This window comes from Streptomyces sp. NPDC003034, assembly GCF_053591375.1.
In genome coordinates this window covers 33,486-60,311 of sequence record NZ_JBSFTS010000010.1, presented here as the reverse complement: position 1 = coordinate 60,311, position 26,826 = coordinate 33,486, and the positions used below count along the sequence as shown (strand labels likewise).

Annotated in this window: 18 protein-coding genes and 2 pseudogenes; 10 read left to right on the top strand and 10 right to left on the bottom strand. The window is 73.6% G+C overall.

Translation table 11 applies throughout. The features are described from left to right. The first annotated feature begins 139 nt into the window (after window positions 1-139). Together ACWDX7_RS13340 and ACWDX7_RS13335 are read left to right on the top strand one after the other, a co-directional pair. A complete protein-coding gene (locus ACWDX7_RS13340) occupies window positions 140-1,885 on the top strand; it encodes a VanW family protein (RefSeq protein WP_451491663.1) in 1,746 nt (581 codons plus the stop codon). Between the two features lie 135 nt (window positions 1,886-2,020). Beyond that, complete coding sequence (locus ACWDX7_RS13335) at window positions 2,021-3,466, top strand: acyltransferase family protein (RefSeq protein WP_451491664.1); 1,446 nt, start codon at window positions 2,021-2,023, stop codon at window positions 3,464-3,466. Between the two features lie 893 nt (window positions 3,467-4,359). Here the strand turns inward: ACWDX7_RS13335 and ACWDX7_RS13330 are convergent. Further along, window positions 4,360-4,809, bottom strand: a complete 450-nt coding sequence (locus ACWDX7_RS13330; protein WP_451491665.1) for an SRPBCC family protein — start codon at window positions 4,807-4,809, stop codon at window positions 4,360-4,362. Between the two features lie 608 nt (window positions 4,810-5,417). On the opposite strand from ACWDX7_RS13330, the gene ACWDX7_RS13325 reads away from it, so the two are divergent. Both ACWDX7_RS13325 and ACWDX7_RS13320 read left to right on the top strand, forming a co-directional pair. Further along, on the top strand, window positions 5,418-5,627 hold the full coding sequence (locus tag ACWDX7_RS13325; RefSeq protein ID WP_451491666.1) for a hypothetical protein: 210 nt from the start codon (window positions 5,418-5,420) through the stop codon (window positions 5,625-5,627). 82 nt (window positions 5,628-5,709) lie between these two features. Beyond that, on the top strand, window positions 5,710-6,405 hold the full coding sequence (locus ACWDX7_RS13320; protein WP_451491667.1) for a restriction endonuclease: 696 nt from the start codon (window positions 5,710-5,712) through the stop codon (window positions 6,403-6,405). Window positions 6,406-6,558: 153 nt separating this feature from the next. Here ACWDX7_RS13320 and ACWDX7_RS13315 read toward each other — a convergent pair whose 3' ends face one another. From ACWDX7_RS13315 to ACWDX7_RS13300, 4 genes are all read right to left on the bottom strand, one after another. Beyond that, window positions 6,559-6,939: a hypothetical protein gene (locus ACWDX7_RS13315; protein ID WP_451491684.1), complete on the bottom strand. Its 381-nt coding sequence runs from the start codon at window positions 6,937-6,939 to the stop codon at window positions 6,559-6,561. Between the two features lie 3 nt (window positions 6,940-6,942). Beyond that, complete coding sequence (locus ACWDX7_RS13310) at window positions 6,943-8,556, bottom strand: DUF4139 domain-containing protein (protein ID WP_451491668.1); 1,614 nt, start codon at window positions 8,554-8,556, stop codon at window positions 6,943-6,945. An 8-nt stretch (window positions 8,557-8,564) separates the two neighbouring features. Next, window positions 8,565-10,685: a DUF4139 domain-containing protein gene (locus ACWDX7_RS13305; RefSeq protein WP_451491669.1), complete on the bottom strand. Its 2,121-nt coding sequence runs from the start codon at window positions 10,683-10,685 to the stop codon at window positions 8,565-8,567. Window positions 10,686-11,184: 499 nt separating this feature from the next. Then, window positions 11,185-11,844, bottom strand: coding sequence for a PepSY domain-containing protein (locus ACWDX7_RS13300; RefSeq protein WP_451491670.1), 660 nt, complete (start codon window positions 11,842-11,844; stop codon window positions 11,185-11,187). A gap of 560 nt (window positions 11,845-12,404) precedes the next feature. Between ACWDX7_RS13300 and ACWDX7_RS13295 the strand changes: the two genes are divergently transcribed. Then, entirely contained in the window at window positions 12,405-13,445 is a 1,041-nt protein-coding gene (locus tag ACWDX7_RS13295) for an acyltransferase family protein (protein WP_451491671.1), read from the top strand. 143 nt (window positions 13,446-13,588) lie between these two features. On the opposite strand, the gene ACWDX7_RS13290 is transcribed toward ACWDX7_RS13295, so the two are convergent. Then, the gene (locus tag ACWDX7_RS13290; RefSeq protein WP_451491672.1) at window positions 13,589-14,506 is read right to left on the bottom strand and encodes an alpha/beta hydrolase; all 918 of its coding nucleotides are present in this window, start codon (window positions 14,504-14,506) and stop codon (window positions 13,589-13,591) included. A gap of 205 nt (window positions 14,507-14,711) precedes the next feature. On the opposite strand from ACWDX7_RS13290, the gene ACWDX7_RS13285 reads away from it, so the two are divergent. The 3 genes and pseudogenes from ACWDX7_RS13285 to ACWDX7_RS13275 all read left to right on the top strand — a co-directional run. Further along, on the top strand, window positions 14,712-15,362 hold the full coding sequence (locus tag ACWDX7_RS13285) for an NAD(P)-dependent oxidoreductase (RefSeq protein WP_451491673.1): 651 nt from the start codon (window positions 14,712-14,714) through the stop codon (window positions 15,360-15,362). Window positions 15,363-15,518: 156 nt separating this feature from the next. Beyond that, window positions 15,519-17,390 carry an RNA ligase family protein gene (locus ACWDX7_RS13280; protein WP_451491674.1) on the top strand — a complete coding sequence of 624 codons (1,872 nt, stop codon included), beginning with the start codon at window positions 15,519-15,521 and terminating at the stop codon, window positions 17,388-17,390. Continuing rightward, a pseudogene (locus ACWDX7_RS13275) lies at window positions 17,390-18,556 on the top strand (RNA repair domain-containing protein); the annotation flags it as partial. The gene ACWDX7_RS13280 and the pseudogene ACWDX7_RS13275, both read left to right, overlap by 1 nt. A gap of 217 nt (window positions 18,557-18,773) precedes the next feature. Here the strand turns inward: ACWDX7_RS13275 and ACWDX7_RS13270 are convergent. From ACWDX7_RS13270 to ACWDX7_RS13260, 3 genes and pseudogenes are all read right to left on the bottom strand, one after another. After that, window positions 18,774-19,694, bottom strand: coding sequence for an NADP-dependent oxidoreductase (locus ACWDX7_RS13270; protein ID WP_451491685.1), 921 nt, complete (start codon window positions 19,692-19,694; stop codon window positions 18,774-18,776). Between the two features lie 216 nt (window positions 19,695-19,910). Next, window positions 19,911-20,988 (bottom strand): annotated as a pseudogene (locus ACWDX7_RS13265) (RNA ligase (ATP)). 897 nt (window positions 20,989-21,885) lie between these two features. Next, window positions 21,886-22,236, bottom strand: coding sequence for a hypothetical protein (locus ACWDX7_RS13260; protein ID WP_451491675.1), 351 nt, complete (start codon window positions 22,234-22,236; stop codon window positions 21,886-21,888). A 93-nt stretch (window positions 22,237-22,329) separates the two neighbouring features. On the opposite strand from ACWDX7_RS13260, the gene ACWDX7_RS13255 reads away from it, so the two are divergent. After that, window positions 22,330-22,785 (top strand): hypothetical protein, encoded by a 456-nt coding sequence (locus ACWDX7_RS13255; RefSeq protein ID WP_451750466.1) that lies wholly within the window; start codon window positions 22,330-22,332, stop codon window positions 22,783-22,785. A gap of 155 nt (window positions 22,786-22,940) precedes the next feature. Here the strand turns inward: ACWDX7_RS13255 and ACWDX7_RS13250 are convergent, their stop codons facing one another. Then, on the bottom strand, window positions 22,941-25,676 hold the full coding sequence (locus tag ACWDX7_RS13250) for a DNRLRE domain-containing protein (RefSeq protein WP_451488394.1): 2,736 nt from the start codon (window positions 25,674-25,676) through the stop codon (window positions 22,941-22,943). 720 nt (window positions 25,677-26,396) lie between these two features. Here ACWDX7_RS13250 and ACWDX7_RS13245 point away from each other — a divergent pair. Then, complete coding sequence (locus ACWDX7_RS13245) at window positions 26,397-26,699, top strand: hypothetical protein (RefSeq protein ID WP_451488393.1); 303 nt, start codon at window positions 26,397-26,399, stop codon at window positions 26,697-26,699. Window positions 26,700-26,826 lie beyond the last annotated feature (127 nt).

The following is a 26,826-nucleotide window of genomic DNA, read 5'->3' as shown; positions in this document are numbered from 1 at the left end:
GGACTAACACCGTCCGCTTTGCCGCCCCTATACCTCCTTATTACCTGGTTATGCCAGGCTTGGTACCTTCCCCGGGCGGACCGGCGGCATGAAAACCGCCGGTCCGACCATTTCAGCCGGACCGAGGAGAGAGCGACAGATGCGACCTGCTTCCCCTGGGGGCAAACGGGCTTCCACCGGCAAGCGGTGGACCCCGGCGGGCCTCGCGGGCGTGGCCGGCGGCGCCGCGGTCCTCGGTTTCGGCGGGCTGTACGCCGCCGGGCTCCTGCTGGCCGGTGGGGACGTCGCCCCGGGCACGAAGGTGCACGGCGTCGACATAGGCGGCATGAGCCGGTCCGCGGCCAGCGAGGTGCTGGACCGCAAGCTGGGCCCGTCCGCCGCCGCCCCCGTCGCCCTGCGGATCGGCGAGCGTACGGAGGAGGCCGCTCCGGCCGCCCTGGGCCTGTCCCTGGACACTGCCGCGACCGCCGAGCGCGCCGCGCGCCCCGGCTCCGACCCCTTCACCGTCATCGCCCGGCTGTTCTCCTCCGGCGACCCCGATGCCCGGCCGGTGGTCCGCTTCGATGAGAAGACGGCCCGTGCCTCCCTGGAAGACATCGGGAAGAAGACCGGGCAGCCGGTCCGCGAGGGCTCCGTAGCCTTCGAGAAGGGCAAGGCCGAGGCGGTGCGGCCGGTCACCGGCATAGCCCTCGACGTGGACCGCTCCCTGGCCGCGCTGCGCGCCGCCTACACGGGCGGCGCCCCGGCTCCCGTCACCCTCCCCGTCACGCGGACGGAGCCGCGGATCGGCCTCCAGGAGACGGAGCGGGCCCTGAAGGAGTTCGCCGAGCCCGCGATGTCCGCCCCGGTCACCCTCACCGTCGCCAGCCGGCCCATACCCGTCGGCCCCGCCGTCCTGTCCAAGCACCTGACGATGAAGGACGACGGCCAGGGCCGCCTCTCCCCCGGCCTCGACTCCGAGGCGCTGCTCGAAGACCCCGCCGTCGCCGCCCCGCTGCGGCAGGCCACGCCCGGCCCCGCCGAGGCCGAGCTCCGGCTCGACGGTAACGACCGGGTCGTCGTCGCCGAGGACGGCCGGGCCGGCCGCGAGGTCGTCAAGCAGGACCTGGGCAAGACCGTGCTGCCGCTGCTGACCCGGACCGGCGAGACCGCCCGTACCGGCGAGGTGGCCACCGAGACCACCGCGCCGCGGCTCACCAAGGACACGGTGCCGCAGCTCGGCATCAAGGAGAAGCTCTCCTCCTTCACCGTCAACTTCGAGCCGGCCGCCTACCGCACGACCAACATCGGCCGGGCCGCCGAGCTGATCAACGGTTCGCTGGTGCTGCCCGGCGAGACGTGGAGCTTCAACCGCACGGTCGGCGAGCGCACGAAGGAGAACGGCTTCGTCGACGGTCTGATCATCAACAACGGCCAGTACGAGAAGGCCGCCGGCGGCGGGGTCTCGGCGGTAGCGACCACCGTCTTCAACGCGGTCTTCTTCGCGGGCGTCAAGCCGGTCGAGTACGGCGCCCACTCCTTCTACATCGAGCGCTACCCCGAAGGGCGCGAAGCGACCGTCGTATGGGGCAGCCTCGACCTGCGCTTCACCAACGACTCCGGCAAGGCCCTCTACATTCGGGCCCAGGCCACCGAGTCCTCCATCACGATCACCTTCCTGGGCACGAAGAAGTACGACGAGATACGCGCGGTCCAGGGCCCGCGGACCAACATCCAGGAGCCGGCGGAGCGCAAGGGCAAGGACCCGAAGTGCGAGCCGCAGTCCCCGCTGGAGGGCTTCGACGTGGCCGTCGACCGGGTGTTCGTGCAGGGCGGCCAGGAAGTCAAGCGGGAGACGATGAAGACCCGCTACACGCCGCGCGACAGCGTGACCTGCGAGGCTTGAGGCACGCGGACACGGGGGCGACTGCCCGGGGAGTGGCGTGGGGCGGGAACGACGTGGCGGGGAGCGGCGTTGTGAGCATGACGGGCTGGGGAGTCCGGGGAGTGACGTGGTGCGGCATGACGGGGTGGGAGTGACGTGGCGGACAGTGGCGTGGCCGTGGGGGCCGGACGGGGCGGGGCGAAGCCGGTGACGGGGACCGGGGGCACCGCGGGCGGTGAGGCCGCGGGCACGGCGGTGGCCGAGGCGGCGAGCGCGGCGGGCGGTGAAGCGGCGAACGCGGCGGGCGTCGGAGCCGCGGGCACGGCGGGCGGCGGAGCCGCGGGCACGGCGGGCGGCGGAGCCGCGGGCACGGCGGGCGGCGGAGCCGGCCCGGGTCGGCTGGCGGGAGTCGACGCCGTACGCGGCCTCGCCGTCCTCGGCATGTTCGCCGTACACGTCGGACCGAGCCCGCAGCCGGAAGGCGCCGGTTACCTGCTGGTCGCCGCCGACGGACGCGCGCCCGCGCTCTTCACCCTGCTCGCCGGTTTCTCCCTCGTCCTCGCGCAGCGCGGCCGCGGCCCCACCGGGGGACCCGAGGGCTGGGCGCAGCGCTACCGTCCGCTGCTGATCCGCTGCGCGATCATGGCCGCGCTCGGCCTGTGGCTGGCCTCGCTGTGGCCCGGGATCCTCGTCATCCTGGCCTTCTTCGCCGTGTACTTCCTGGCCGCGGAGCCCTTCACCCGGCTCTCCACGCCCGTACTGACCGCGGTCGCGGGTGTCTCGGTGGTGGCGGGCCCGCTGCTGTCGTTCCTGCTCGGGCCGGTGTTCGGGTACGAGGCCTCCGGGCGGGGCGCGGTCCCCGAAGCCACCGGTCTGACGAGCTGGGCGGGGCTGGGCGAGATGCTGTGCGAGCTGCTGCTCACCGGCGCGTATCCGCTCGCCACCTACTTCCCGTACGTTCTGGCCGGGATGGCCCTGGCCCGGCTGTGCGACGTACGCAGGCGCGCGGTGGCGGTGCGGATGGCGGTGTGGGGTACGGCGGCCGCGGTCGCGGGCTACGGTGCGGCCTGGCTCGCCACCCACGTGTTCGGCGCGCGGGAGCGGCTGCTGGAGGCGATAGCCGTGCACCACCCGCAGGCCCTGGCCGCCGCCGACCCGGTCCGCGAGGTGCTGCGCGGGCAGTACGGGGCCGTGCCCAGCACGTCCTGGGACTGGCTGCTCGTGGCCGACCCCTACAGTCAGACCCCGCTGGAAACGCTCGGCAACGCCGGCGTCGGCTGCGCCCTCATCGGCCTGTGCGGGCTGCTGGCGCGCCGCCGGGCGGGCGTCCGGCTATTGCGGCCGCTCACCGTGCTCGGTGCGATGGCGCTGAGTGCGTACGTCGTCCACGCGCTGGTGCTGGCCGGCCCGGCCCATGGCGCCGCGTCCTGGTCCGCCTGGCTCGCCTTCAGCGGCGCGGCACTCGCCCTGACCTGGGCCTGGCAGCGCGCCTGGTCCCACAGCCCCCTGCGCCGGGGGCCGCTGGAACACGCGCTACGGCTGGTCGCGAACGGGCCCGGCAAGCCCGTGGTCATGCCAGTGCGCGGCGGAACCCGGGAGTAGATCTCCCGGGGCGGGGGCGGGCGGGACGGCTTCGGGCCTTGCCAGCGACGCACGGTACCGAAGCGGGAGCCGGATCAGGCCAGACAGGTCCGGATGCAGATCATCCTTCCGCGTGACGGCCGTGGGGCCCCTGCCCGCGTAGTGCGGCAGGGTGGGCGGATGCAGTCGCGCCGGGCTCTGCCCCTGACCCTTGCCGCGCTCCTCATGGCCACCGGGTGCGTGACCGTGCGTCCCGCGGATCCGCCGGACGCATCACGCCTCGCGCCCGCCGCGGCCCGTCCCACGGTTCCCCCGTCGCCCCCCGCCGCCCTGCCGTTGGGCAGCCTGCCGGCCGGGCGGGAACCCTTGCCCGCGGCGCCGGCCGCAGCGGAACCGCCAGGGGCGCGTCCGGCGGGCGAGCGGCTCGCCGCGGCCCCGCCGCGACCACCGCGCCGGGCAGCCCCCGTCAAGAAGGCGAAGCCGGCCCGGGCGCCCCGCCGCGCCCGCCCGGCGGCCCCGGCCGTACCCCGCAAGCGACCGCCGGCCCCGGCGAAGTCCGTACCCTCACCGCGGCACGCGTACGACATGGCATCCCTGTGCGCGGCCGCCGAAGGCACGGTCGCCCCGTCCATCGTCGCCCTGTGCCGCTAGGTCCTGTCCGGGCGATCTTCGTGGATCAGGCCGCGTTGTCTGGTGCGGTGCATCGCAAGGCGGAGGGGCGCAGCTCGTACGTGGCCGTACTCGCGCGCTCCGACAACGCAGGGAGGTGCCGTGCCAGGCAGCGCGGGCCCGCGGAGATCGCCCGGACAGGGCCTGGGGATCGTCCTCCCCGACGCGTTGGACATGGGCCGGGGGCGGCGCCGCCCCCGGCCGGGGCCGGGGACGACCACCGCGAAGCGATCCGGGAGCGTGGTTCAGACGTTGCCGCGCCAGGCGCCCGTCTCGGCGCCGCGCTCCTCGATGAAGTGCTTGAACCGCTTCAGGTCGCCCTTGACCTGCCGGTCGACGAACCCGAGCTTGTCCCCGATGTTCTCCGCCATTCCCTCCGGGTCGAAGTCCATCATCAGCGTGACCTGGGTGTGTGCGGGGTCGATCGGGCTGAAGGTGACCAGCCCCGACTGCTCCGTTTCGCCACCGACGGTCACCCAGGCCACCTTCTGGTCCGGGACCTGCTCGGTGATCTCAGCATCGAACTCCCGCTCGACCCCACCGATCTTCGTCACCCAGTGGGTGAGCGTGTCGGTGCGCTGCTCGATCCGCTCCACACCCTCCATGAACTGCGGGAACGACTCGAACTGCGTCCACTGGTTGTAGGCCGTCGTCACCGGCACGTCGACCTCAATGGATTCCTTCACCTGCGACATCAGAAAACCCCTTCCGACTGCGCGTCCCGCCGGCCGTCGGCCGACGGCGGTCAGCCCTCCGTTTCCCCGATCCGGTGACCGTACGCACCTCCGGCCTGGAACATCACCCGCCCGAGACAGCAGCAGACGGCGATTCCCCGCAACCAGCCCACCCCGGCCGACCAGGCGCCAGGAGCCGGGTGAGCGTGCCAGATGTCATGGGCTGGGGCCACGGTCATCGCGCCCGCGGGCTTCCGCGGGGCGCTCGCGGCGCACCAGGCCGTCCCCCGTACGCGAGAGGTTGCCTGGATGCCGCGGAGGCAGCGCAGCGGCAGTCCCGTTGTACTGCGGAGCTCAGCAACGGGGCCTTTCCAGTTGCGCCTGGGGCCATGGGCGCGCCCGGGAAGAACGGCAGTGCGGCGGGGGATCTCTTTGTCGCGGTGCACTGCGTCTGAGTCCTCGTCGCCGAGAGGAGTTCTTCGAACACGTGGTCCTGACGAATCCGGCCAGTGCATCGCATTGCCGCCAATCCCCGGCGATCCAGCCGCAGCGCTGCTGACCTCGCGCTACACAAGAAGCCGGGGCTGTCGTCCGCTGCCCCGTGGAGGTTCTGGCGGGGGGCTGGACGCTTGCTGACGATCAACTTGGCGGTACTGCTAGTGGTCATCGTTGTGCTGCGGCTAAGGCGGCGTACCGAGGCCCGGAGCCGATTCGACGAGAAGATGACCGTGCTCATCGTTCTGGCGCTGGGTGTCGTCCTTGCTCCCACCGAGGTCGGCCAGGGCATTGCACACTTCCTTGGCCAACTCGTCAGCGGCGTCTCCCAGGCGGGACAGTGACTGACCAACCGCCTCCGTCTCCCAGCCGGGCGTCGCTCCACGGCCCTACACAGGGCTGCCATCTCGTTCTGAGGAGAGGACGGTGAGCGGGCGTCGTCCTGCCCGGCGTTCCGGTCGGCGCCCCCGGCGGCGGAAGAATCAGGGGCTGGAGCAGGTCGTCCTCGCCGCCCTCGCAGCCACGGCCGTACTCAGCCTGGCGGCCGCCGTGCTGCGGTGGCTGGCCGCTCACCCCTGGATCGTGGCCGCCTCGCTGCTGGCGACCGCCGCTGCCGCCAGCACTTGGGCGTGGCGTCGCAGGGAGGCCGCCCGGCGGGACCAGGCCCGGGCGAGCGGTCTGCGCTACGCGCTCGGACAGCTCGATGGCCTACATCACCTGGCGTTCGAGTTCGCGGTGCGGGACTTGATGCGCCGCGACGGCTGCGCGGACGCGCGGCAGGTCGGCGGCCGCGGTGACAACGGCGCCGACGTCAAGGCCACCGACCCCTTCGGCCGGCGGTGGGTCGTCCAGTGCAAACACAAGAGGGACGGCTGGTCGGGCAAGCCCGTAGGCACCCCCGACCTGCACGTCCTCAACGGGACCGGTAGGCAGGTCCATCACGGCAACGTCCTGGTCATGCTCACCAACGGCCGCATCACCGACAACGCCACCCAGTTCGCGAAATCCCAGCGACTGCATCTGGTCGACCGCCACCTCCTGGCCGAGTGGGCCAGCGGATCCCGCCCCCTGTGGGAGCTCCTGCGCGCCCTCCCCCCGCCCGGCCGCCAGGTAGCCCCCTGACGGACGGTTATCAGCCTGCCTCTGCGGCGACGAAAGCAGCGACGAGTAGCGGCCAGGGCGTGGTCGACATGGGCGCGCCGCGGTGGGCTGCCCACATTTGGGGATGCGTGATCTCCCGTTCGAGCCGGTGCATTGACGCCCGTCGCGACACGGTCAGAAGCCCACGGGGGCGCCGTCGGGCTTCCGCCCGAAGGCCGACGCGAGGACAGCGGGGAGGTCGGCTGCTGGGACAGCGGTGCGCACCTCCACCAGGACACGGGGGAAGTCGTCATCATGGACCGCGCCCAGATGCTCCTGGCGCAGCCGGTGGATGACCTCGACGAGTTCCGGCCGCAGTCGCATCCAGGCGCGGGACGTGCGGATCTCCACCTCGACTTGATCCATGAACCAGCGCATGACCTCGTAAGGGACGTTCAGGCGTCCGCCCTGGGGGTCGCGACCAGGTCGAGAGCCACGGTCCGGGCGTAGTCGCCGGGCCCCGCACGTCGCCGCGCGGACCCGGTGACGCCGTGCCGGGCGGACCGTCGCGCTCAGAGCTCAGAGCCCGGTGACCTTGGAGCTCGCCGACAGCTCGTAGACGAGGGTGACCGTACGCCGGCCGCTGGGTGGGAGGGTGACGTTCCAGCGGGCGATGCCCTCGGCGTCGACCGCGTCGGGCGGAGGGGAGCAGGATTCCTTGCGCAGGCGTATCTCCACCGCCGAGACCTCGGAGACCGGGAGCCGCTCCCGCAGGACGACCATCCGGTCGCCCTGCTCTCCGGCGGCAGAGAACCGCGAGAGGTGCGATCGGACCGTACGGGTGACGACGGTCCGCTGGGTGATGCCGGCCGAGTCACGTGACTCCTCGGCATGACGGACGACCCGGAGGTCGTCGCAGCTGCCGAAGGCCAGCTCGGCGGGCGCGCCGGGGGCGGTGAAGTCCAGCGTGCCCCGCCCGCTGAATCCGCTGTCGCGGACCAGGTCCACGGGCCCGGCGAGCAGCGCGTGACCGGCCAGGTTGTCGAACCGGACCACCCTGGTGACCAGCGGAGACAGCTCGGGTGAGCAGGCGTACTCGCTGCGCGCCGCCGTGGTGAAGGCGGACAGCGGCACCCGGTGCGCGCAGCCGTCACCGGGCACGGACACCGGCGCCGGGGACCGCAACACCCGCGCCTCGCCGCCGTCGTCCACCCCCGGCAGACCGAGCACCGGGCTGGGGCCGAGGGTCGCGATCTCCTCCTCGCGCAGCTCGACGTCGACCGTACGGCGCTCCGCGGCCGAGCGGTCCGTGAGCGTCAGCCGGTCCTCGTTCGGCCGCGGCGGATCGGTGGCGAGCGCCGAACGGGCCGTCGACAGCGTCAGCCGGACGTCCGACCAGTCCTCGCCGGTGCGCTGCCAGACCATGGCGTCGGTCTCCAGCGTCAGGGAGTCCCCTCGCAGCACGGCCCGGTAGGCGGGCCGCCACAGCGCACACGGGGTGAGGTGGCTCAGGCGCAGCCCGACCGGCCCCGCGACCGCGGTTTGCACGGTCAGCTCGATATGGCCGACCAGCTCGGCGGGCTCCACCTCGGTTGCCGCCATGGCTCGCTCGGCCTCCCCGAGCTCGTCTGCGAGGGCGGACAGCCGGGCCTCCACCGTGCGGAGTTGCTCGCCGCACGCGTCACGCTCCTCGTCCACCCGGTCCAGTTCACGGTTCCAGCGGGGCCCGTCGCTCTCCCCGGATCCGGCGCCCTCGCCGATCTCCCGCAGCAGATCGGCGGCGAGGCGGCCGAGCAGGTCGATGCGGACGTGCAGCCGGTCGCGTCGCTGCCCCTGGGTGAGCCGTTGCTCTTCGAGGGCGTGCACCCGCCGGCGCAGGGCGGAGTCTTCGTCGGGGGACGACAGCGGCCCGCGCGGCGTCCAGCTCCGGACGATCCGCACGTCGAGTACGGTCGCCGCGTGGTCGGCGGTCAGCTCGGCGTGGAGGGTCCGGTCGACGGCCAGCGCGCTGACCGGCCCGAGCCGTAGCCGCTGGACCCCCGCTTCCAGGTCGAGTACGACGGCACGCTCGACGTGTGCGCGGTCTTCCAGGCAGGTGACGGCGGTCACGGGGAGCGGGATGACGGGGACGGGGTCGGGGACGGCGGGATCGGCGGTGACGGGCAGCGCGAGCGGCTTCGGGGCCGTGGTCATGGTGGTGGTCAGCTCCTGCGGTTGCCGCCGACGATGGCCTTGCCGGCCGGGATTCGGATCTCGTAACCGCCTTCGAGCGCGGCGGTGCCGCCGGCGGGCAGGTCCACCCGCCAGACGCGGGTGCCCGGGGCATGGCGGTCGGGCTCCACACCGGCCTCGGGTGCCGTCCAGTCGGCCCGTTCCTCGATCCGGACGTCCGGTTCGGAGGTGACGGGCACCCGCTCGCGGACCTCGACGGTGACGGGTCTCGCGAGCCGGTTGGCCAGCTCCACGTGGACGCGGTGGTTCAGTACGGTGGTGTTGTTGCGCAGGCCCGAGGTGGACTCGTGCAGGTTCGTACGGCGGGTGACCCGGATGCCCTCGGCCGGTCCGAGCCCCACGCGGCGGACACCGCCGGGGGCGAGCGTGGGCAGCGCGGCCGTCAACAGGAACTCGTCGTCCACGGTGACCTCCACCGGGCCGGCCAGCAGGGCCTGGTCGGTGGCGTTGGAGAGCACCAACGTGGCGTACACGGTCTGCTCCACGGACGGCGTGCACAGGTACTCGGTGTGCAGACCCACCGGGATCTCGCCGACGGTGACGGTGTGCCAGGTGCCGTCCGAGGGGATGTCGGCGCGGGCGGCGGCATCGAAGCGGTGGTCGAAGGAACCCGCTGACTCGCGGGGCCGTACGGCGTACCCGGGCAGCGGCAGCGCGGCCACCGCTTCGGCGCGGCCGCGGTACTCGGCCGCGACCGGGTCGAAGGGAGAGCCGGGGAACAGCCGCCCCCGGCGACCGCCCTGCCCTTCGGGTCCGCACAGGACGAGGGCGGCGTAGTCGAGCTCGGCGCCACTCGGCTGCGGCGGCCCGGTGACCGGTTCCCGAAACGGTGGTGGTGGCGGTGATGCTGTCCGTGCGGCTCCGCCAGGAGCCCCGGGCGCCATGGGGGCGAGGGGAGGGGCAGGGGCAGGGGCAGCGAAGGGCCTGCCGCCGGCACTCGACCTGGGGCTCGGGCGCGCCGAGACCGGCTGCGCGGGGGCGGGTATCTCGCCCTCGAAGAGCTCCGGGGAGGCGCCGTACGCGCTGCCCGGCGCCGGGAACGCGGCGGGAGGAGCGCCGTACGCCTGCGGTGCGGGCGGCGGTGGTGGAACGGCTCCGGACCCGCCGGCCACGGGCACGGCGGCCGGAGCGGACGTGGCCGGGCGAGGGCCTGCCGCGTCGTACCCGGCGAACAGGTCCGCGAGCCCGGCCGGGGGCTCGCGCCAGCCCGAAGGCGCGGGGGCAGGCTGACGACGTCCGATCCGGATGGAGCGGAGCCTCGGCAGGTCGGTGCCGCGCCGCAGGTCGGCCGTGGCCAGGGCGATGGACACGCCGGTCCAGTCCTCGCCGGTGCGCTGGGCGACCGAGGCGCGCAGCACGAGACGGCCGCTGTGGTCGCCCTGCCGGTGGGTGAGACGGTAGGCAGGTGCCCAGACGGCGCCCGGCACCCCGTACTCCAGTTCCAGTTCGACCTCCGCCCGGGCCTCGGCGTCCAAGTCCCCGGTGTCGGCGGCCTCGATGACCAGGACGGCGCAGACGGTGGTCTGCACGTGCGCTGACGGTGCGTCGGTGGAGGCCCGGGCGAGTCGGTCCGCGGCGATGTCGAACTCGTGCTGCGCGCGGCGCGACTCCTCCTCCAGCTGGACCAGGCGCGTCTGGAGTCCGGCCAGGCGCTCCTCCACGAAGTCGGCGAGCTCCAGCCACGCGTCGACCGGGGTACGGCGGTACGGGTCCTCACGCCTGCGGGGCGGCGCGAGCGGGCGCAGAGCCCTGACCTCTTCTATCCGGCTGAGCAGGCGGTCCCGGCGACCCTGCGCCGCCGCGTACTCCTCGCGCAGCCGAGCGACCTCGCGCTGCAACTGGTCGGGCGTGGACGTGGCGAGCGGCTCCGCCTCGACCTCCACCCTGGCTTCGCTGACGCGCACCCCGGAGGCACCGAGAACACGGGCCCGCAGCGAACCGGGGTCCAGCGAGCGGGGCAGCCCCGTCACCCGCACCCTTCCGTCCGCCGGCAGGCTGCCCCGGGCGAGACGGCGGCACAGCGCGCCCTGTTCGTACACCACCACAGAATCGAGGGTCGAACCCCACCTCTGCGCTGTCTGCGTTGTCATCTGCTCCGCCCCCGTCCGTGCTGAGCGAAGCCTACGCCCGGTAGGTCCGTGGGGTCCGCGTTACGTCCCCATCTCCGGCCCAGCACGGGCGCCGCCGCGACGTACGCTCGGGACGGATCAGCGCCCGGCAGGTCTTCCAAGCCCAGAACCGCAGAACGCGCGCGATCTCAGCCTGCCGCTCGGCTTCCGCCTGCATGCTTCGGCGTGTGGCTGTAGGAGGAATCCACCTATCAGGCCGTAGGAGGCCGGTGACCGGTACCTTTCCGTAAGCCGACCCTACCGATCGACTGGCGATGCGGACCGCTGCGGTTCTCGCTCGCTGGAGGAGTTCGGCACTCAAGTGGTGCGGCTGGGTTGGGTATTGACCGGCGCCGGCGCCCGCCCGGTCCCGGACCCGGCGGGCGGTACCGAGGCGCATCGGCAGTCGGCCGGGGCGAGGCGGGGCGGACGGACGGACGGACGGACGGGCGAGCGGGCGAGCGGCTCCTCGCCGACTACATCAGTCGCGGTCGACGTGCTCGCGGACGACGTTGCCCTTGGCGGCGTCGATGTCGTAGGTGGTCTTGTTCCAGTCGTTGGGCGTGACGATGTCGACCGACCACATGTCGTCGTCCAGCTCCAGGGCCGTGACAGTGCCCTGCTTGCGGCCGGTGCTGGTCTGGACGGCCTGCTGCGGGGTTACGGTCGCCTTGCGGAGCTGCTGGGCGAGTTCACGCTTGTCGTCGGCGTCATGCCCGGGCTCCACCCGCGACTGGGTGACGCTGCCCGTGACGGCGTCGACCTGGACGTCGTGCGCGGTGCCGTCCTGGGTCGCGACGGTGATGTCCCAGAACGGGTTGCCGGGTGTGGGGCTGGCGCCCGTAGCGCCATCGCGTGCGGAGGTCAGCTCGCTCTCGACGAGTCTGCTCTGCGGGACCTCACCGACAGCGGTGTCCATGGCCTGCTGCCACGAAATCTTGGCGGCGGGCACCAGCTGCATGCGCTCGCGCTGGTCTTCGGTGAGAGGTGCGGTGCCCGTCGGGCTGGGCTGCCGGGACGCAGGGGTCGGGGCCGCGGCGGCGACGGGATCCCGGTCGCCCTCACCGCAGGCGGTGAGCACCAGGGCCGAGGAGACGGCGAGGCAGACGGCGAGGCTGCGGAGACGAAAGGAAGCATCCATGACACCACCCATAACCGGTCCCCCGCGGACACCCCATGAGCCGCGCCGACCACCACCCGATCGCGCACCGACGGAAGCCCCGGACAGACGAAACGGACACACGGGCGGCCGCGGGCGCGACCAGCCGAACCGTTGACGGTTGCCGATGTCACCCGCATGCCGGCCCGCGATCCCGGCAAGCCCCGCCGGGCCGGCCAGGGCGGACGGCGGGCGGGGGCCCGGGGCGAGGTCACGTAGCCGAGCGGACGAGCCGACATATCCGGATATGCGCCGCGGATGTCTGCCTGTCGGCCGGGCCCCGGGTGTCCATGGGCGTACGCGGCATCGCTACGATCGCGGGGCTCCTTACCCCCGAAACGTACCGGTGTCGCGGACACCGCAGAAATTGCAGAGGTGTCATGTCCGACCGGTCCGTCCTCGCCGGGGACCCTGTCCCAGCGCCCGCCCCGGCGCCGCAGGCAGCCCCCGATCCAGCCCGTGGCCGGAGGATGTGGCGCCGAGGCGCCGGGTCCGGGCGGGCCGCTGGTGAGGCCGGGGCCGCGCGGGCGCCGCGAATAGCAGTGCTGGACGGCCTGCGGCTGCTCGCGGCGCTGTCCGTGGTCCTGTTCCACTACCTGGCCGGCTCGGGAACGATCCCCTGGCAGCAGACGGCGGTCAAGCTGTTCCCCACGCTGCACGAGGTGGCCGAGTTCGGCTGGCTGGGCGTGGTCTTCTTCTTCATGATCAGCGGTTTCGTCATCTGCATGTCCGGCTGGGGGAAGTCTCTCCAGCAGTTCTGGCACGGCCGGATCCTGCGGCTGTTTCCGCTCTACTGGGCGGCGGTCGTGCTCTCCTCGGCGGCCGCCCGCCTGGGCCCGTCGATTCCGGGCGAGCCGAGGGTCACCGTCGGGCAGATGCTCACCAACCTCACCATGTTGCACGAACCCCTCGGTGTGCACAGCGTGGACAACGTCTACTGGACGCTCTGGATCGAGCTGCGCTTCTACCTGGTCTTCTCGCTGGTCGTCCTACTGGGCACGAGCTACCGCCGGGTGGCGACCTTCTGCTGGATCTGGGCGCTGGGCTCGGTTCTGGCACCGGTGTCGGGCATCCCGCTGCTGGACCAGCTCCTGGTGCCCCGATGGGCGCCCTTCTTCATCGCCGGAATCGCGTTCTACCTGGTCCGCCGGGCGGGCCGGTTCGAGGGCGAGACCGTCGGCATCCTGGCCCTGTCCTGGCTGCTGATGCAGCATCGCCTCCCGGCCATCATGGAAGGCGAGGGGCACGGCATCAATTGGAAGGTCTGCCTGACCGCGATCACCGCGATGTACCTGCTGATGGGCCTGATCGCGCTTGGGAAGCTGGACTGGATCCAGTGGCGCTGGCTGCCGGTCGCGGGCGCCATCTCGTACCCGCTCTACCTCGTGCACCAGTCGCTGGGCGTGCGGGTGATCTGGCGGTGGAACGAGCAGTGGGGCGCCTGGCCGACCCTGCTCGGCGTGATCGCGGGCGTGGTGCTGATCGCCTGGTTGCTGCACCGCCTGGTGGAACGGCCGCTCACTCGGCTGCTGCGCCACCTGATGGCTCCGCGGGCAGACCGGTCGCAGAAGCTCGCCGCATAGGCGGCGAGCCGGCCGGCCCGGACCGGTCGCGGCCACCTGTGACGACACCTCCGACGCCACGTCCGAAGACACGTCCGACGTCACCACCCCGCGGACCTGCCTGAGCCGATCACAGGTGGGGCAGGGAGCCGACCGCGCGTTCGCTACGACTGCGTGAGCCGGTCGCGCAGCCAGGAACCGACGCCGCTGAGCGCGGTCCTGGCCATGGCCGTGGGGTGGCCCGTGAAGCCGTGGGGTGACGCGGGGTAGACCCGGAGTTCGACGTCATTGCCGGCCGCCGACAACCGGCCTGCCAGCGCCAGGTTGTCCTCCAGCAGCACGTCCTCGCTTCCGACGACCAGCAGCGTCGGGGGAAGCCCGCTGAGGACGCCGTAGACGGGAGAGATGTCGGGAACGGTGCGGTCCTCCACATGGCCGGCGTAGGCACGGATGAAGTATTCGTCCGCGATGCGGTGGCCGGCCGGGGTTCGTGCGCTCAAGTCGTAGGTGCCGAATTGGAGTGCGGCGCCGGTGAACCGGCCGGCGGCCCCTCTGTCCCGCAGCCGGAGCAGGGTCGCCAGGGCGAGTGTGGCTCCCGCGGAGCTCCCGCCGATGGCAAGGCGCGACGTTCCGAAACGGGCATCGGCTTCCTCGACGAGCCAGAGCGCCGCTGTTTCGCAGTCGTCGGGCGCCGCCGGCCAGGGGTGCTCAGGTGCCAGCCGGTAGTCGACGCTGACAACGGCGAGCCGCAGGGCGTCTGCGAGCTCGCGGTTGCGTTCGTCTCCTCCCGCTGCGCGGTCCATGTAGAAACCGCCGCCGTGTATGTCCAGGTAGACGCCCCGCGGCGGACCGTCGATCGGCGTGAAGATCCTGACCGGTACGCGCCCTTCCGCGGATTCGACCGTCTCTTCGACGGCAGGCGGATCAGCGGCACGAGGAGCCGACCTCCTCGCTCGTACCTCCTTGAGCTCCTCCAGTGTGCCGGGGCCGCGGCCCGCCGCCCTCGACTCGTAGAATTCACGAGCTTCATGGACCTGCTCCGCGGGCACGTCGGCGAACAGTGCGTCCAGCGCGAATCGCACGGGCTCTCCTCATCACTCGGGTCTCAACTCCACGCTATGGCCGTCCAGCCGCGCCAGCTCCGCCGCACCCCATCTGAACACCCGGCCCGGGGATTCATCCGGGTGGTGCTGCGGCCCGGCTGCCGGGACAGGGCGGTGGCGTTCGCTTGGATGGGCTGTACGGGGCCCGGACGGGCTCCGTACAGCCCCAACCCAGGGAGTCGGCATGGCGAAGATCGCACTCATCGGCGCGACCGGCACCATCGGAACCCGGGTGCTGCGCGAGGCACTCGGGCGCGGTCACGAGGTCACGGCGGTCGTACGCGATCCCGCGAAGGCCGCCGGCAGCGGCGCGGCCGTGGTCCCCGGTGATGTCCTCGACCCGGCGTCCGTGACCGACGCCGGCGCCGGGCACGACGTGGTGGTCAGCGCGTTCGGCGCCGGGGCCGGGGACCCCGGCACGATCGCCGCCGCCGCGAAGTCGCTGATCGGCGGGGTGCAGTCGCTCGGCGCGGACGCTCCCCGGCCGCGGGTCGTCGTGGTCGGCGGGGCGGGTTCGCTGCGCACCCCCGGCGGACCGCTGGTGTGGGACGAGGCCGGCATCCCGGAGCCCGTGCTCGCCGTGATGCACGCACACGGGGAGGCCTTGGACTTCCTGCGCACCGTGCCCGTGGAGGAGGTGCGCTGGACCAGCCTGAGCCCGGCGGCGCAGGTCGCGCCGGGCGCCCGCACGGGGACGTACCGCCTCGCGCTCGACGACCTGGTCGTGGACGACGCGGGACGCAGCCGGATCTCGACGGAGGATTACGCCGTCGCCCTGGTGGACGAGATCGAGCGCGACGCGCATGCGGGCCAGCGCTTCACCGTGGGCTACTGACGTCCCGTTGGCTGACGGACGCCGGGGTCGGTCGGCTACGGACACCCGGCGCGAGTCGTGCTGCCACGGGTTGGATCTGACGCCGGGTTAATGGGTGGAGGCCCCTGCGACGGATACCTAGAGTGACGGGTACCAGGTCATCGAGCAGGAGCAGCCATGCGCACGCATTACCCCCGTACGCCGCACCTGCCCTGGTCCCCGGGGGCGGCCGCCGACGACGTGCGGGCGGTCGGCTTCGCGGGGCTGGCCGGGCGCGAGGTCGTGGTGACCGAGAAGCTCGACGGGGAGAACACCACCCTGTACGCCGACGGCCTGCACGCGCGCTCGCTCGACTCGGCGCACCACCCTTCGCGGGCGTGGGTCAAGGGCCTCCAGAGCCGCATCGGGGCGGACATCCCAGCGGGCTGGCGGGTGTGCGGGGAGAATCTGTACGCCCGGCATTCCCTGCCCTACGAGGACCTGGACAGCTGGTTCTACGGGTTCTCGGTGTGGGACGGGGACCGCTGCCTGGACTGGGACCGGACCGTACGGTTCCTGCGACGCCTGGGGATCCCCAGCCCGCCCGTGCTGTGGCGCGGCACCTTCGACGAGCGGGCGCTGCGCGCTCTGAAGCTCGACACCGCGCGGCAGGAGGGGTACGTCGTACGGACGGCGGCCGGCTTCGCCCGCGCGGACTTCGGGCGGTGCGTGGCCAAGTGGGTGCGCAGCGGCCATGTGCGGAGCGGCACGCACTGGATGTACGCGCCGGTGGTGCCGAACGGGCTCGGGCGCGCGGCCCCGCTGTGGGCGGTCCGGTCGGGGGCCGAGGCGGACGTGACCGCACTGCTGAGGGCCGTCGGGTCGGACGGACCGGATCCCGCCCACGGTGGCGGTGGCGGGGACCGGCACGGGCACGGGGACGGGGAGGCAGAGCCGGTGGTCGCCGAAGTGACGGCCCGGCTGGACACGGCGGGGCGGACCGGGGAGACCCGGCTGGCCGGTGTACTGGCCGCCGTGCTGCACCGCGTACCGGGGGCCCGGATCGCGGCGGGGCTCGGGGCCTCCGTCGGGATGCCGCTGGCCCGGCGGGTGGCCGACCTGGTCGGGCTCTACCCGTACCTCCTGCGGCCCTTCCCGGACGCGGAGCGGCGGGCCGGGCTGGTCGGGATGGCCGCCGCCGTCGATCTCGGGGTACTCCACGCGCTCGCCGGGGCGGTCGCCTCGGCGGGCCACGTCCGCAACACCGGTCCCGTCGGTAACACCGGTCCTGTCGGTAACACCGGTTCTGCCGCCGATGGCTCCCGTTCCGTGGAGGCGTCGGACGAGGCGTCGGAGTACGTGGAGTGGTCCGCCCTGTGCGCCGAGGAGGCGGGGCTGCTCGGCCCCGACCCGCTGGGCTTCTTGCGCGACGGGCTGCGCGAGGCCCTCGCCGCGCTCGGCGCGGACGCCGCCGACCGCTGCCGGGCCGAGGCGCACCGGGCCTTCGCGCAGGGGCGGGTCAGTACCGCGGAGGAGGCCGTGGCGGCCACCTGGCGCTGGCGCGACGGAGCCTTCCCCCGGCTCGTGCAGCTGTGCGGGCCCTCGGGCAGCGGCAAGAGCACCTTCGGTCGGCGCCTCACCGGTGTGGACGCGTACATCAGTCTTGACGATCTGCGCACCGCCCGGGGTTCCCGTGCGGACCAGCGGGCCAACGCTCACGTGCTGCGGGAGGGCTTGGACCGGCTGGACGCCGCCCTGGCCCGTGGTGGCACCGTGGTGTGGGACGCCACCTCGCTCACGGCCCGGCAGCGTGGCTCGGTCGGCTCGGTCGCCCGGCGACGGGACGCGCTGGTCACCCACGCCGTGCTGCTCACCGAGGAACGGGAGCTGCTGCGGCGCAATGCCGCGCGGGCGCATCCGGTACCGCCGCAGGTGCTGACCGCGCAGCTGCACCGCTTCAGCCCGCCCCGTCCCGGCGAGGCGCACCGCACGTGGTACGTCGGCTCCGGTGGAACCGTCGAGGACACGGCGGGCAGTCTGGACGCGTACGGGGAAGGCGGGATCGGCTGATGCGTACCAGCGAGGAGATCTACCACCAGGTCCGCTGGGACCCCCGCTTCGACCCCTCGCGGTTCGTGGTCGGGCTGCTCCAGCGCGGGGCGCCGCCGAAGCGGATCCCGCTGCCGTCGTTCGTGCCCGGCGGTGACATCCCCTGGCACCGGATCCTGTTCATCGAGGCGGACGGCGAACTGGTGTGGGACCGGGCCACGGGCGTGGACCGGATCGGCCTCACCGAGGCGGGGCGGGTCCGTGATCCGCGGCTGTTGAGGGCTCCCTTCTTCGCCGCCCGGACGCCGCACGCCTGGGATCCGTCGGACGGTGGCGCCTGGCGGCCGGTCGGGACCGAGGGCGGCAGCGGGGCCCGGGCCGAGGGCGGGGCCGGGATGCGGGCCGGGCCCCGTGACGGGGCGGTGGCGCCCGGCAGGGTGCGCCTCCTCACCTGGAACACGCTGTGGGACCGGTACGAAGCCCCGCGCATCGCCACCGCCCGGCGCAGGCCGCTGCTCCTGGCCGACCTGGCGGCCTGCGATGCCGACGTCATCGCGCTCCAGGAGGTCGAGCCGGAGCTGCTCGGCATGCTGCTGACAGCGCGGTGGGTGCGGGCCGGCTACGCGCTGGGCACGGATCCGGACGGGCCCGACGTCGCCGAGAGCGGGCTGCTCGTGCTGAGCCGGCTGCCGGTGCGGGAGGCGGGGCTGCACGTGCTGGGTCCGCACAAGGCGGTCGCCGCCGTGACCGTGGACACCGCGGCCGGAGCCCTCGTCGTCGCCGCCACCCACCTGAGCAGTGATCACACCGAGAACGGGGAAGTCCGCCGTGAAGCCGAACTCACGCGCCTGGCCGAGGGGTTGGCGGGCATCGAAGCCGATCTGGCCCTGCTGGGCGACTTCAACGACGCCCGCTCCGGGGCTGACGGCCCCGCCGCCGCACTGGGGCTGCGGGACGCCTGGAGCGCCGTACACGGGCCGGCGGACGACACGCCGACCTTCGATCCGGCGGCCAATCCGCTGGCCGCGGTGAGCTCGCTGTCGGGCCGGGCCGCCCGGCTGGACCGCGTACTGCTGAGGTCGGCCGGGGCGCGGGTGACGCGGGCGGCGCTGCGCGGCGACTCCCCGGGGCCGGACGGGCAGTTCATCTCCGACCACTTCGGGGTGGAGGCGACGCTGGAGTTCGGGCAGCCGGACCGGGACGGCGGGGACCGGGTCGGTGGTGACCGGGACGGCGGGTCCCCTCACGCCGCTGCCTGAAGGCCACCCCGCCGGATGTCTCGTGCCTGCCCGCCCTCCTGGGGGGCGCCGGCACGGGGAGCCGCACCGACGGGCCGGTACGGACGCGGCCCTGCCCTGCCCTGCCCTGCCCTGGCCTGGCCTGGCCTGGCCTGGCCGCGTCTCCTCAGACCTCGATGACGATCTTTCCCGCCGTGTGGCCGGCCTGACTCAGCTCGAAGGCAGCCGCCACCTCGGCGAGCGGGAAGGTCTCGGCGACCGTCACCGTGAGTTTGCCGCTGTCGGCGAGCCGGCCCAGTTCGGCCAAGTCGCTGCCGACCGGGCGCACCCACATCCACTGGCCGCCCGATCCCGTCACCGCCGGATCGGCGATGGAGGCGTGCCGGCCGCCGTCGTGCAGCACCTGGCGGGTGACGTCGAGAACCCCGCCCACGAAGTCGGCGACCACGGTGGCACCTTCGGGTGCCATGGCGCGGACCCGGTCGGCGAGGCCGTCCCCGTACGCGACCGGCTCGGCGCCGAGCTCGCGCACCCGGTCGTGGTTGCGCGGTGAGGCGGTGCCGATGACCCGGTCGGCGCCCAGCGCGCGGGCGATCTGCACGCCGAAGGAGCCGACGCCGCCCGCGGCGCCGTGGATGAGGACGGTGTCACCCGGGCCCGTGCCGAGCCGGGTGAGCAACTGGTAGGCGGTGAGCCCGGCGAGGGGGAGTCCGGCCGCCTCGGCCCAGCCGAGGGAGGCGGGCTTGCGCGCGAGGGCGCGTACGGGCACGGTGACGAACTCCGCGAAGGTCCCGCCGTGTACGTAGTCCTTGCGGGCGTACGCCATGACCTCGTCGCCCTCGGCGTACTCGGGGACGTCGATGCCGACCCGCTCGACGGTTCCGGCGACGTCCCAGCCCGGGACCACGGGGTGTACGACGTCCATCAGGGCATCCAGCCCGCCCCCCATGATTTTCCAGTCGACCGGGTTGACCGCCGCGTACCTCACTCTCACGAGGCACTCTCCGGGGCCGACCTTGGGCATCGGCAGCCGCCTCTCCGAGAGGACCTCCGTCCCGCCGTACGTCTCGTACGCCATCGCCCGCATGGTGTCCTGGCCGCCCTCGCTGCCCTGGCTACCCTGGCCGTTCTGGGACATGTACCCGACCTCTCCGTGTGCTGGTGGACCCCGCTCCCCCGGGCCATCCCACCACGCGTGCCGCGCCCGCCCAACGAGGCGGGGCCGGTCCGCGCGGGCGGAGCATGGCGTGCCAGCGGGGCTGGGCAGGGGCGGCGGCGCGGGGCGGAGCGGGGGCCGGCGGGATCACTCGTACTCCGTACCGCCCTTGCGCGTCAGGTACGCCGGGCTGACCGCCTTGGCGATGGCCCGCCCGCCCACCACCGGGCTGTAGCGCTCCGCCGCCGGCCGGATGACGACGCCCTCGCGCAGGTGCAGGGCCCGGCCCGACACGGTCTCCCGGCCGCTCGCCAGCTCCAGCACCGCGCCGAGCTCGTACGGCCCCTCGTACAGCCGTGGTACCAAGGGCAGTTCGCCGTCCGGCAGGACGGCCGCCGGGTCCAGCCACCGCACCTGCCCGTCGATCTCGGCGGACACGTCGAAGACGGCGTACCCGGGCGGCGTATCGGCGGTACGTGCGTTGGTCCCGTACGCCAGGTCCTGGACTCCCGCGCCGTACACCTCGCCGAAGATGCCGACCCGGCTCGCGCCGAGCCGGACGGCCAGGGCCGCGGCGACCTCCGCCACGCCGTGGCCCCCGTATGGCCCGCCAGTACACATTGCGCTCGTCCTCCTTGAGCGCCAGCGACTTCGAGCCGAAGCCCTTGGAGGAGACCAAGGCTCGCCTGCTGTCGGCGACGTAGGTGAACAGGCAGGCGGTGCCGTGCAGTTTCTCGGTGAGGACGACCGGCTCCCCGGGGGTGAAGAGGTCCGGATAGCGCTGGAGGTTCTCGATGTCCACCCACGGCATTAGGTCGGGCGCGGTCTCGATCTCACCGTTCATGGTCGTGGGGACCGGCGGCGCCCACTTGGTGATGCCGAGCCGCTCCGCGAAGTCCGTGCCGTCCTCGGCCGCGCGGGCCAGGTCGACGCCGGCCAGCGCGCGCGGCCGGCACACCAGGCCCTGTGAGAGTTCGCCGCGCAGCCGGACCGCCTTGACCCGGTCGTGGGAGCTTCCGGCGAGCCGCCCGGTCAGGCCTAGCTCCTCGATCAACTCGCCCGGCAGTACGGCCTGCTCGGGTATGTAGAGGGCGAAGTCGCCGGTGCGGTAGGCGCCTTTGGCGACGACGGCGCGGTAGAGGCCGACCTGGGCCAGCTCCAAGGCGTCGGCATTGGGATGCTCGTGGACGGTCAGCTCTTCGGCGGTGACGCGCAAAGTGGACATGGGATGCTCCTGGGACGTGGGTGGTGCGGTGCCGTTCGGTGCGGTGGCGCTCGGCACACGCCGTGCGGCGCCGTGCATTGCGGCGCCGTGCATTGCGGTGCGCTCGTGTGCGTTGGCGACGCCGAGTCTGCGTCCCGCCATTTCCGCTGGTCCATCGCTTATCCCGGTGCTAGCCTGCCGCTCCGCCGTACCGGTGCGACCGGAACGGTCCTACGTCACACTGGCCACCGCTGACCCCGTCTCGCGCTTCGGGTCCGCGGTCTGCCCGTCGCAGCGACCCAGCGACCCAGCGACCCGCCGACTCGCTCGGCCGAGCCGGACGGCGTCACCCGGACGCGTGAGATGCGGCCCCGGGCGGCCGGGCCGTACGGCAAGGTGGTGGGATGCAGTTACGCCGGGCCGTGCCCCTCTCCCTCCTCGCGCTCCTCGCGAGCGCCGGCTGCGTATCCGTCGGCCCGCAGGCTCCGGCGCCCGTGCGTGGCTCCGTACCGCCGCTCGGTGCGCCGGACATGACAGCAGAGCCGCCCGCGTCCCGGGCGTTGCCGCTCGGCAATCTGCCGGGGCCGCCCCCGGCGGACGCGGGCACGGCGACCGGTCCCCCTACGGACCCGTCGCCCGGGCGGGCCACGGCCAGGAAGCCGCGGTCGCCCGCCGAGCGGCCCGCGAAAGCGGCCCCGCCCCGGCGGGTGCGGCCGCTCAAGCCCCCGGCGCCGCGCCCCCACCGGCCGCCGGCGGCACCCCGTATGGAAGAGCTGTGCGCCGCCGCGGAGGGCACCGTACCGGAGCCCGTCGTTGATCTGTGCCGGCGCCAGTACGGTCGCTGAGCGGGCGGTGTCCCGCCCGACCGCCCCGGCCTTGCCCTGCCTCCGTCGTTGCTCCGCTCGCCGGGCCGGATCCTCAGGCTGGGCTGTTCAGGCCCGGGCGCTCGGGCTCCGGGTGTGCGGACGCGGGAGTCCAGGCGCGGCGCCCACACGCGGAGGCACACCGCCGGGCCGTGTCCCGGCGGGCCGTCCGCAGCCGGCGCATGGTGTGGAGGCGGCGGCGCGTCCACTCGCCCCGCGGCAGGCCGGCCCGCTGACCACCGCCCGCGATCAGGGCGTTGACCGGGGTCATCGGGTCGGCGGCCATGGCCTTGGCGAGCAGGACGCCGACCACCAGCGGGACCAGGGCGACGGCCAGGGCCGAACCGGCGGTGGTCACGTGCTGCATGCGCGGGCGGGGCGCGCCGCGCGGGGCGTCGGAAGTCATGCCCTGATTCGATCACCGGCGGCGCGGGGGCGGATCGGGGCGGATACTCAGGCTGGCGGGTATGAGGTACTCAGACGGGCGGGGGTGGTGGGCGTGACGGTACCCGGGCAGGGCTTCGAGCCCGCGACCGGCGACGGACCGGCGCTGCCGGCCGGCGCCGGGCGGCAGGCCGAGCTGCGCACGGCATACGAGGGACTTCTGCAGATCCGCCGTCTGGTCAACGGCCGGGCGGGCACGGCGGTTCCCGCCCCCTGGGAGCTGCGGCAGATGGCGCGCGCGGTGGCCCTCGTCCTGGAGGCGGAGGGCACCACGCCCTCGGCGGTGGACGCGCAGGGGCGGCGCACGCGGACCGGCTACCGCGTGAGCGACGCGGCGGAGCCGGGTCGGGTGGCGGTGTCCTGGGTCGGACCGCCCGGCGCCGGCGCCGCCGAGGAGGAACAGGAGCGGCTGACGGGCTGCGCGGCGCTGCTGGAACGGCTGGGGTGGCAGTGCCTGCTGTACCGGGGCCCGCGCCGGCGCCGCTTCCTGGAGGTGGAGCCCCCGCGCTGACGGGGCACGGCGCCGTCAGCGGGGGCCGGCGGCGGGGCCCGACCCGAGGGTGCGGGCCGGCGGCGGCTCCCCACGCGAGGGGGCGCGGGCCGACACAGCCGGCCCGCGCCCCCTCCTCGTATCCCCTTCCCAGACCCCCCGCCGCCGTCCTCAGGTCACGGCGCCCCGAACGTCAGCGTCAGGCGGGGTGTCCCCTCGTTGGCCGCTGCCTCCGAGGACCACAGCCACAGGGCGTCCGTACCCGTGCTGCTCAGCGCCAGGCTGTAGCTGCCGCCGAGCGCCCCGGCGACGGCTGCGGCGTTGAGACCGGTGGTGTGGACCGCCGAGCCGTCCGGGACCCCCGTGAAGCTGCCGAGCGCAGGGCCGCCGAGCCCCGGCCGGTTGTTGTAGGTCGTCCCGCCCTCCGACCAGGAGCCGGTGACCGGGACCACCGCGACCGTGTCCGTGGTCCCGGCTGCGCTCATGGTGCTGGTCTTCACGCTGAGCGCGGCCGACTTCAGCACCGTACCGGCGGGCGCGGCGGGCAGGTGGAAGCGCAGGTAACTCGTGTACGGCGAGCTGCCCCGTACCGCGAGCGAACCCGAGCTTCCGTAATTGGCTGCGGGCCCGCCCGCGTTGGCGTAGGTGTCCTCCACGGCGGTCAGCCCGACGACCGAGTCGGCCGGTGCGGAGGCGAGGTGGTAGTGGTTCTGCACCTGGCCCGCGCTCAGGACGGTCGGGTACACGGCGGTCTCGTCCAGTTGCCCCGCCCAGAACTCGCTGGTGGGGCGGTCGGGCCAGCCGCCGAGGCTGTCGCCGCCCGCGTGCCAGTAGCCGGAGTAGTCCTCGTGGGTGGTGACGCCGAGGGTGCCCTTCTGGACCCCGTCCACGTACAGGGTCATCCCGCCGGGCCCCTGGGTGGCGACCACGTGGTGCCAGGTGTTGTCGTTGTAGGCGCCGCTGGTGGCGATGGTTCGGGTGGCGCCGCCGGTGTAGACGCCGTACACCAGCCTCCCGCCATTGGTCATGTAGATGTGCTTGTCGTACCGATTGCTGGCGAGTGCCTGGTTGTTCCCGAAGCCGAAGAGCTTCCCGCCCCGGGTGGTGTTGGTCTTGAACCAGGTCTCGATGGTGTAACTGGCCCCCACCGTCTGGAACTTCTCGCCGTACACCCCGCTGTCCGCGCCGTTGAAGCCGATCGCCGTGCTCGGTCCGGAGACCGCGCCGGGCGTCTGCCGCAGAGCGGGGCCGTTCAGGTGCACGCCGCTGCCGCTGCCGCCACCCGAGGAATCGGCGACGAAGGGCAGGGCCGACTCGTCGTAACGCCAGTACTGCTGGGCGCCGTCCGCGCGGATCCGGCTCGGGTAGCCGGCGACCGAGGTCGCCACGGTCACGCTCGCCGTCGCCGAGAGGGCGCTGACGTTGCCGGCCGCGTCGGCCGCCGTCACGCGGTACGCGTACGACTGGCCCGGCGTGACGGTGGTGTCGGTCCACGAGGCCTGCGGGCGCCGGAAGAAGAGCGAGTCCGCGGTGACCGTGGCGATGGGCGTGGCCGCGCCGTTGCGGTACACCTTGTACGTCAGCGTGCTGTCGTCCAGATCGAGGCTCGTGCGCCACCGTACCTGGGCCTCGCCCGGCTTGAAGCTCACCGCGCTCGCGACGGGAACGGTGGGGGCGCCCGTGTCCCCCGTGGAGGCGAAGCGGGTCAGGCTCTGCTGCGCCGCGCCGTTGACGGTGGTGAACTCGCCGCCGACCCAAAGGTACTGGACGCCGCCTTTGGATGCCACCGTCAGCACGCGCGGGCCGATGCCCTCCCCGATGCCGTCGTTGGTGTCCGGGGCCCAGCCCAGTTTGCCGGTGCCGGTGGTCGGCTGCGCGAGCAGATGCTGGCGCCGGCCCTCGGGGAACTCGCCGACACTGGAGCAGTTGTGGGCGTGCGAGGCGCTGTAGAGAACGCTGCGGTACGGGAGAACGGCCTGCGTGGCCCCCAGGCAGGTGTCGCGCCAGCGCTGGCCGAAGTCCGCGAGGTCGAGGGCGATGCGGCCGTCGAAGACGCCGCCGCCCGTGCCCTCGTTCGCGGTGTAGAAGCCCGTCGCGTCGGTCGCGATGTCCTTGACGACCGAGTTGGTCTCGATGAATCCGGCGTACGAGGTGGTGAGCGCGCCGTTCTTCGCGTCGACGACGGCCAGCGCGTGCGTGTCCGTGCCGTTGACGGTGAAGAAGTCACCGCCGAGGACGACGGCGGAACCGTCCGGGGTGACCTCGACGGCGCGGCCCGGCTCGTCGGCGTCGGCCGTGAAGGGACGCAGCGCGCCGTCGGTCGCGGCGACCGCGGCGAAGCGGGAGCGTGGCTGACCCGCGACGGTGCGGAAGTCGCCGGCCGCGTAGACGGTGTCCTTGGTGACGGCGAGGGCCCGTACGGTGGCGGCGAAGGCCGGGCGGAAGGAGGGCTTCACGGCGCACGTCGCCACGTCGATGGCGGCGACGCTGGAGACCGGGGTGCCGTTGACCGCGCCGAAATACCCGCCGGCGTACAGGGTCTTCTTGTCCGGCGAGAGGGTGAGAGCGCGGACGGTCGCGGTGCCGGTGCCGATGGTGAAGGAGAGCGTGCAGGAGGTCGGGGCGCCCGTCGCGGCGTCGAGCGCGGCGAAGTTCACGGCGGGCCGCTCACTTCCGCCGCCACCCGCGGGCGGGCGCAGCGTGGAGAAGGTGCCGCCGACGAAAACCTGGCCGCCCGCCTCGGCGAGGGCCCAGACGATGCCGTTGGGCTGCCAGGTGGACAGCGCGTCGGCGGTGAACGCGACGGGCGGGGTGACGGCCGCCGCCTGCGGGACGAGGCCGAGGCCGAGGCCCGCGCCGGTCACGGCCAGGGACAGAGCGAGGGCGGTCGGCAACCCTCTGGATCTACGCATGAACCCCCCAGTTCGGTGCTGCGGTACGACCGTCCCGCCGGCTGGCTCGCGGCCGTGTAGGTCAACGGCCGGAAGCGGGCGGACAGCCTCTCCCGGCCATGCGTACGGGCGCACCCTAGGACGAATGGGCACGGCGTTCACCCGACTTGACGTATCGGATGCCGAATCGCACGCGCGGACGGCTGCGTTGTCCGACCGGCGGACCGGAGCAGGGTGCCAGCCCGGTGGCCTCGAAGGACGGCAGCACGGTCAGTACGCGGACGGCATGCAGCTCGCGATCCGCGAAGCGGACCGGCAGCCGCTTGGGCCGCGGCAAGGCGCCCGTGTACGGCGAGGGTGCGGCCGGCGAGGGTGCGGCCGACGCGGTTCCGAGCCCGGCACCCCCGGCCCTGCGCTTGCGCGGCACCGGATGCCATGCCTTACCGGCGTCCGGTGGGCTCGGCGGACGGCCTCGGCTTTGGCCGGGGCCGCCTTGGGCCTTGCCCTGGCGGGCGGGCACCGGCGGAGCGCCGGAGCGGGCCGCCCTGCGAGGTCGGCGCGGAGAGGGCCGGGGTCCGCAGCCGTCACGCCTGGTACTGCCCGCGCGGCCTGTACGAGGGGGCGGGGCTCGGCGCCCGGGGTTCAGGCGGGCACCCTGGCGGAAACCGCCCCGCGGGCGGCCGCGTCCCTCTACCGTGCCCTGAAGGGGCTGGGCAGGACACGGGCACGGAGGGCGGGCGGATGGACGAAGAAGAAGACATGCGGCTGGCGAGGATGACGCCGGAGATTTCTCGCCGCACCCTCACCATGCTGCGTGGTCTCGCGGGCCTGGAGCCGCCCGAGCAGGTGCCGGAGGACGCCATGGCCGTCGCGGACGCGATCCTCGCCGAGCACGGCACCGACGGGCTCCGCGTGCTGGTCATGACCCTGGCCGCCTGGGCGACGGCGCAGATCGAGAACGTCGCCGAGCTCAGCCAGCGCAGCCACGAGGCGGTGCTGGACGCGATGGAGCTGGCCTGCCTGGAGGCGAACGCCGAGGAGTAGGCACGGGGAGCACGAAGCCTACGGACGACCCCAGAGGACAGCCACGGAGGAGCAGCCACGACCGCGCCCGGGCGGGCCCCGGCGCGGGTCGGCCAGGCGGCGGCTCCGGGGCCCGGCAGGCCCTGAA

Coding starts and splice junctions, on each gene's coding strand:
- ACWDX7_RS13340 (WP_451491663.1), top strand. CDS start 140: ATGCGACCTGCTTCCCCTGGGGGCAAACGGGCTTCCACCGGCAAGCGG.
- ACWDX7_RS13330 (WP_451491665.1), bottom strand. CDS start 4,809: ATGTCGCAGGTGAAGGAATCCATTGAGGTCGACGTGCCGGTGACGACG.
- ACWDX7_RS13310 (WP_451491668.1), bottom strand. CDS start 8,556: ATGACCACGGCCCCGAAGCCGCTCGCGCTGCCCGTCACCGCCGATCCC.
- ACWDX7_RS13305 (WP_451491669.1), bottom strand. CDS start 10,685: ATGACAACGCAGACAGCGCAGAGGTGGGGTTCGACCCTCGATTCTGTG.
- ACWDX7_RS13300 (WP_451491670.1), bottom strand. CDS start 11,844: ATGGATGCTTCCTTTCGTCTCCGCAGCCTCGCCGTCTGCCTCGCCGTC.
- ACWDX7_RS13285 (WP_451491673.1), top strand. CDS start 14,712: ATGGCGAAGATCGCACTCATCGGCGCGACCGGCACCATCGGAACCCGG.
- ACWDX7_RS13280 (WP_451491674.1), top strand. CDS start 15,519: ATGCGCACGCATTACCCCCGTACGCCGCACCTGCCCTGGTCCCCGGGG.
- ACWDX7_RS13270 (WP_451491685.1), bottom strand. CDS start 19,694: ATGCGGGCGATGGCGTACGAGACGTACGGCGGGACGGAGGTCCTCTCG.
- ACWDX7_RS13260 (WP_451491675.1), bottom strand. CDS start 22,236: ATGACTTCCGACGCCCCGCGCGGCGCGCCCCGCCCGCGCATGCAGCAC.
- ACWDX7_RS13250 (WP_451488394.1), bottom strand. CDS start 25,676: ATGCGTAGATCCAGAGGGTTGCCGACCGCCCTCGCTCTGTCCCTGGCC.
- ACWDX7_RS13245 (WP_451488393.1), top strand. CDS start 26,397: ATGGACGAAGAAGAAGACATGCGGCTGGCGAGGATGACGCCGGAGATT.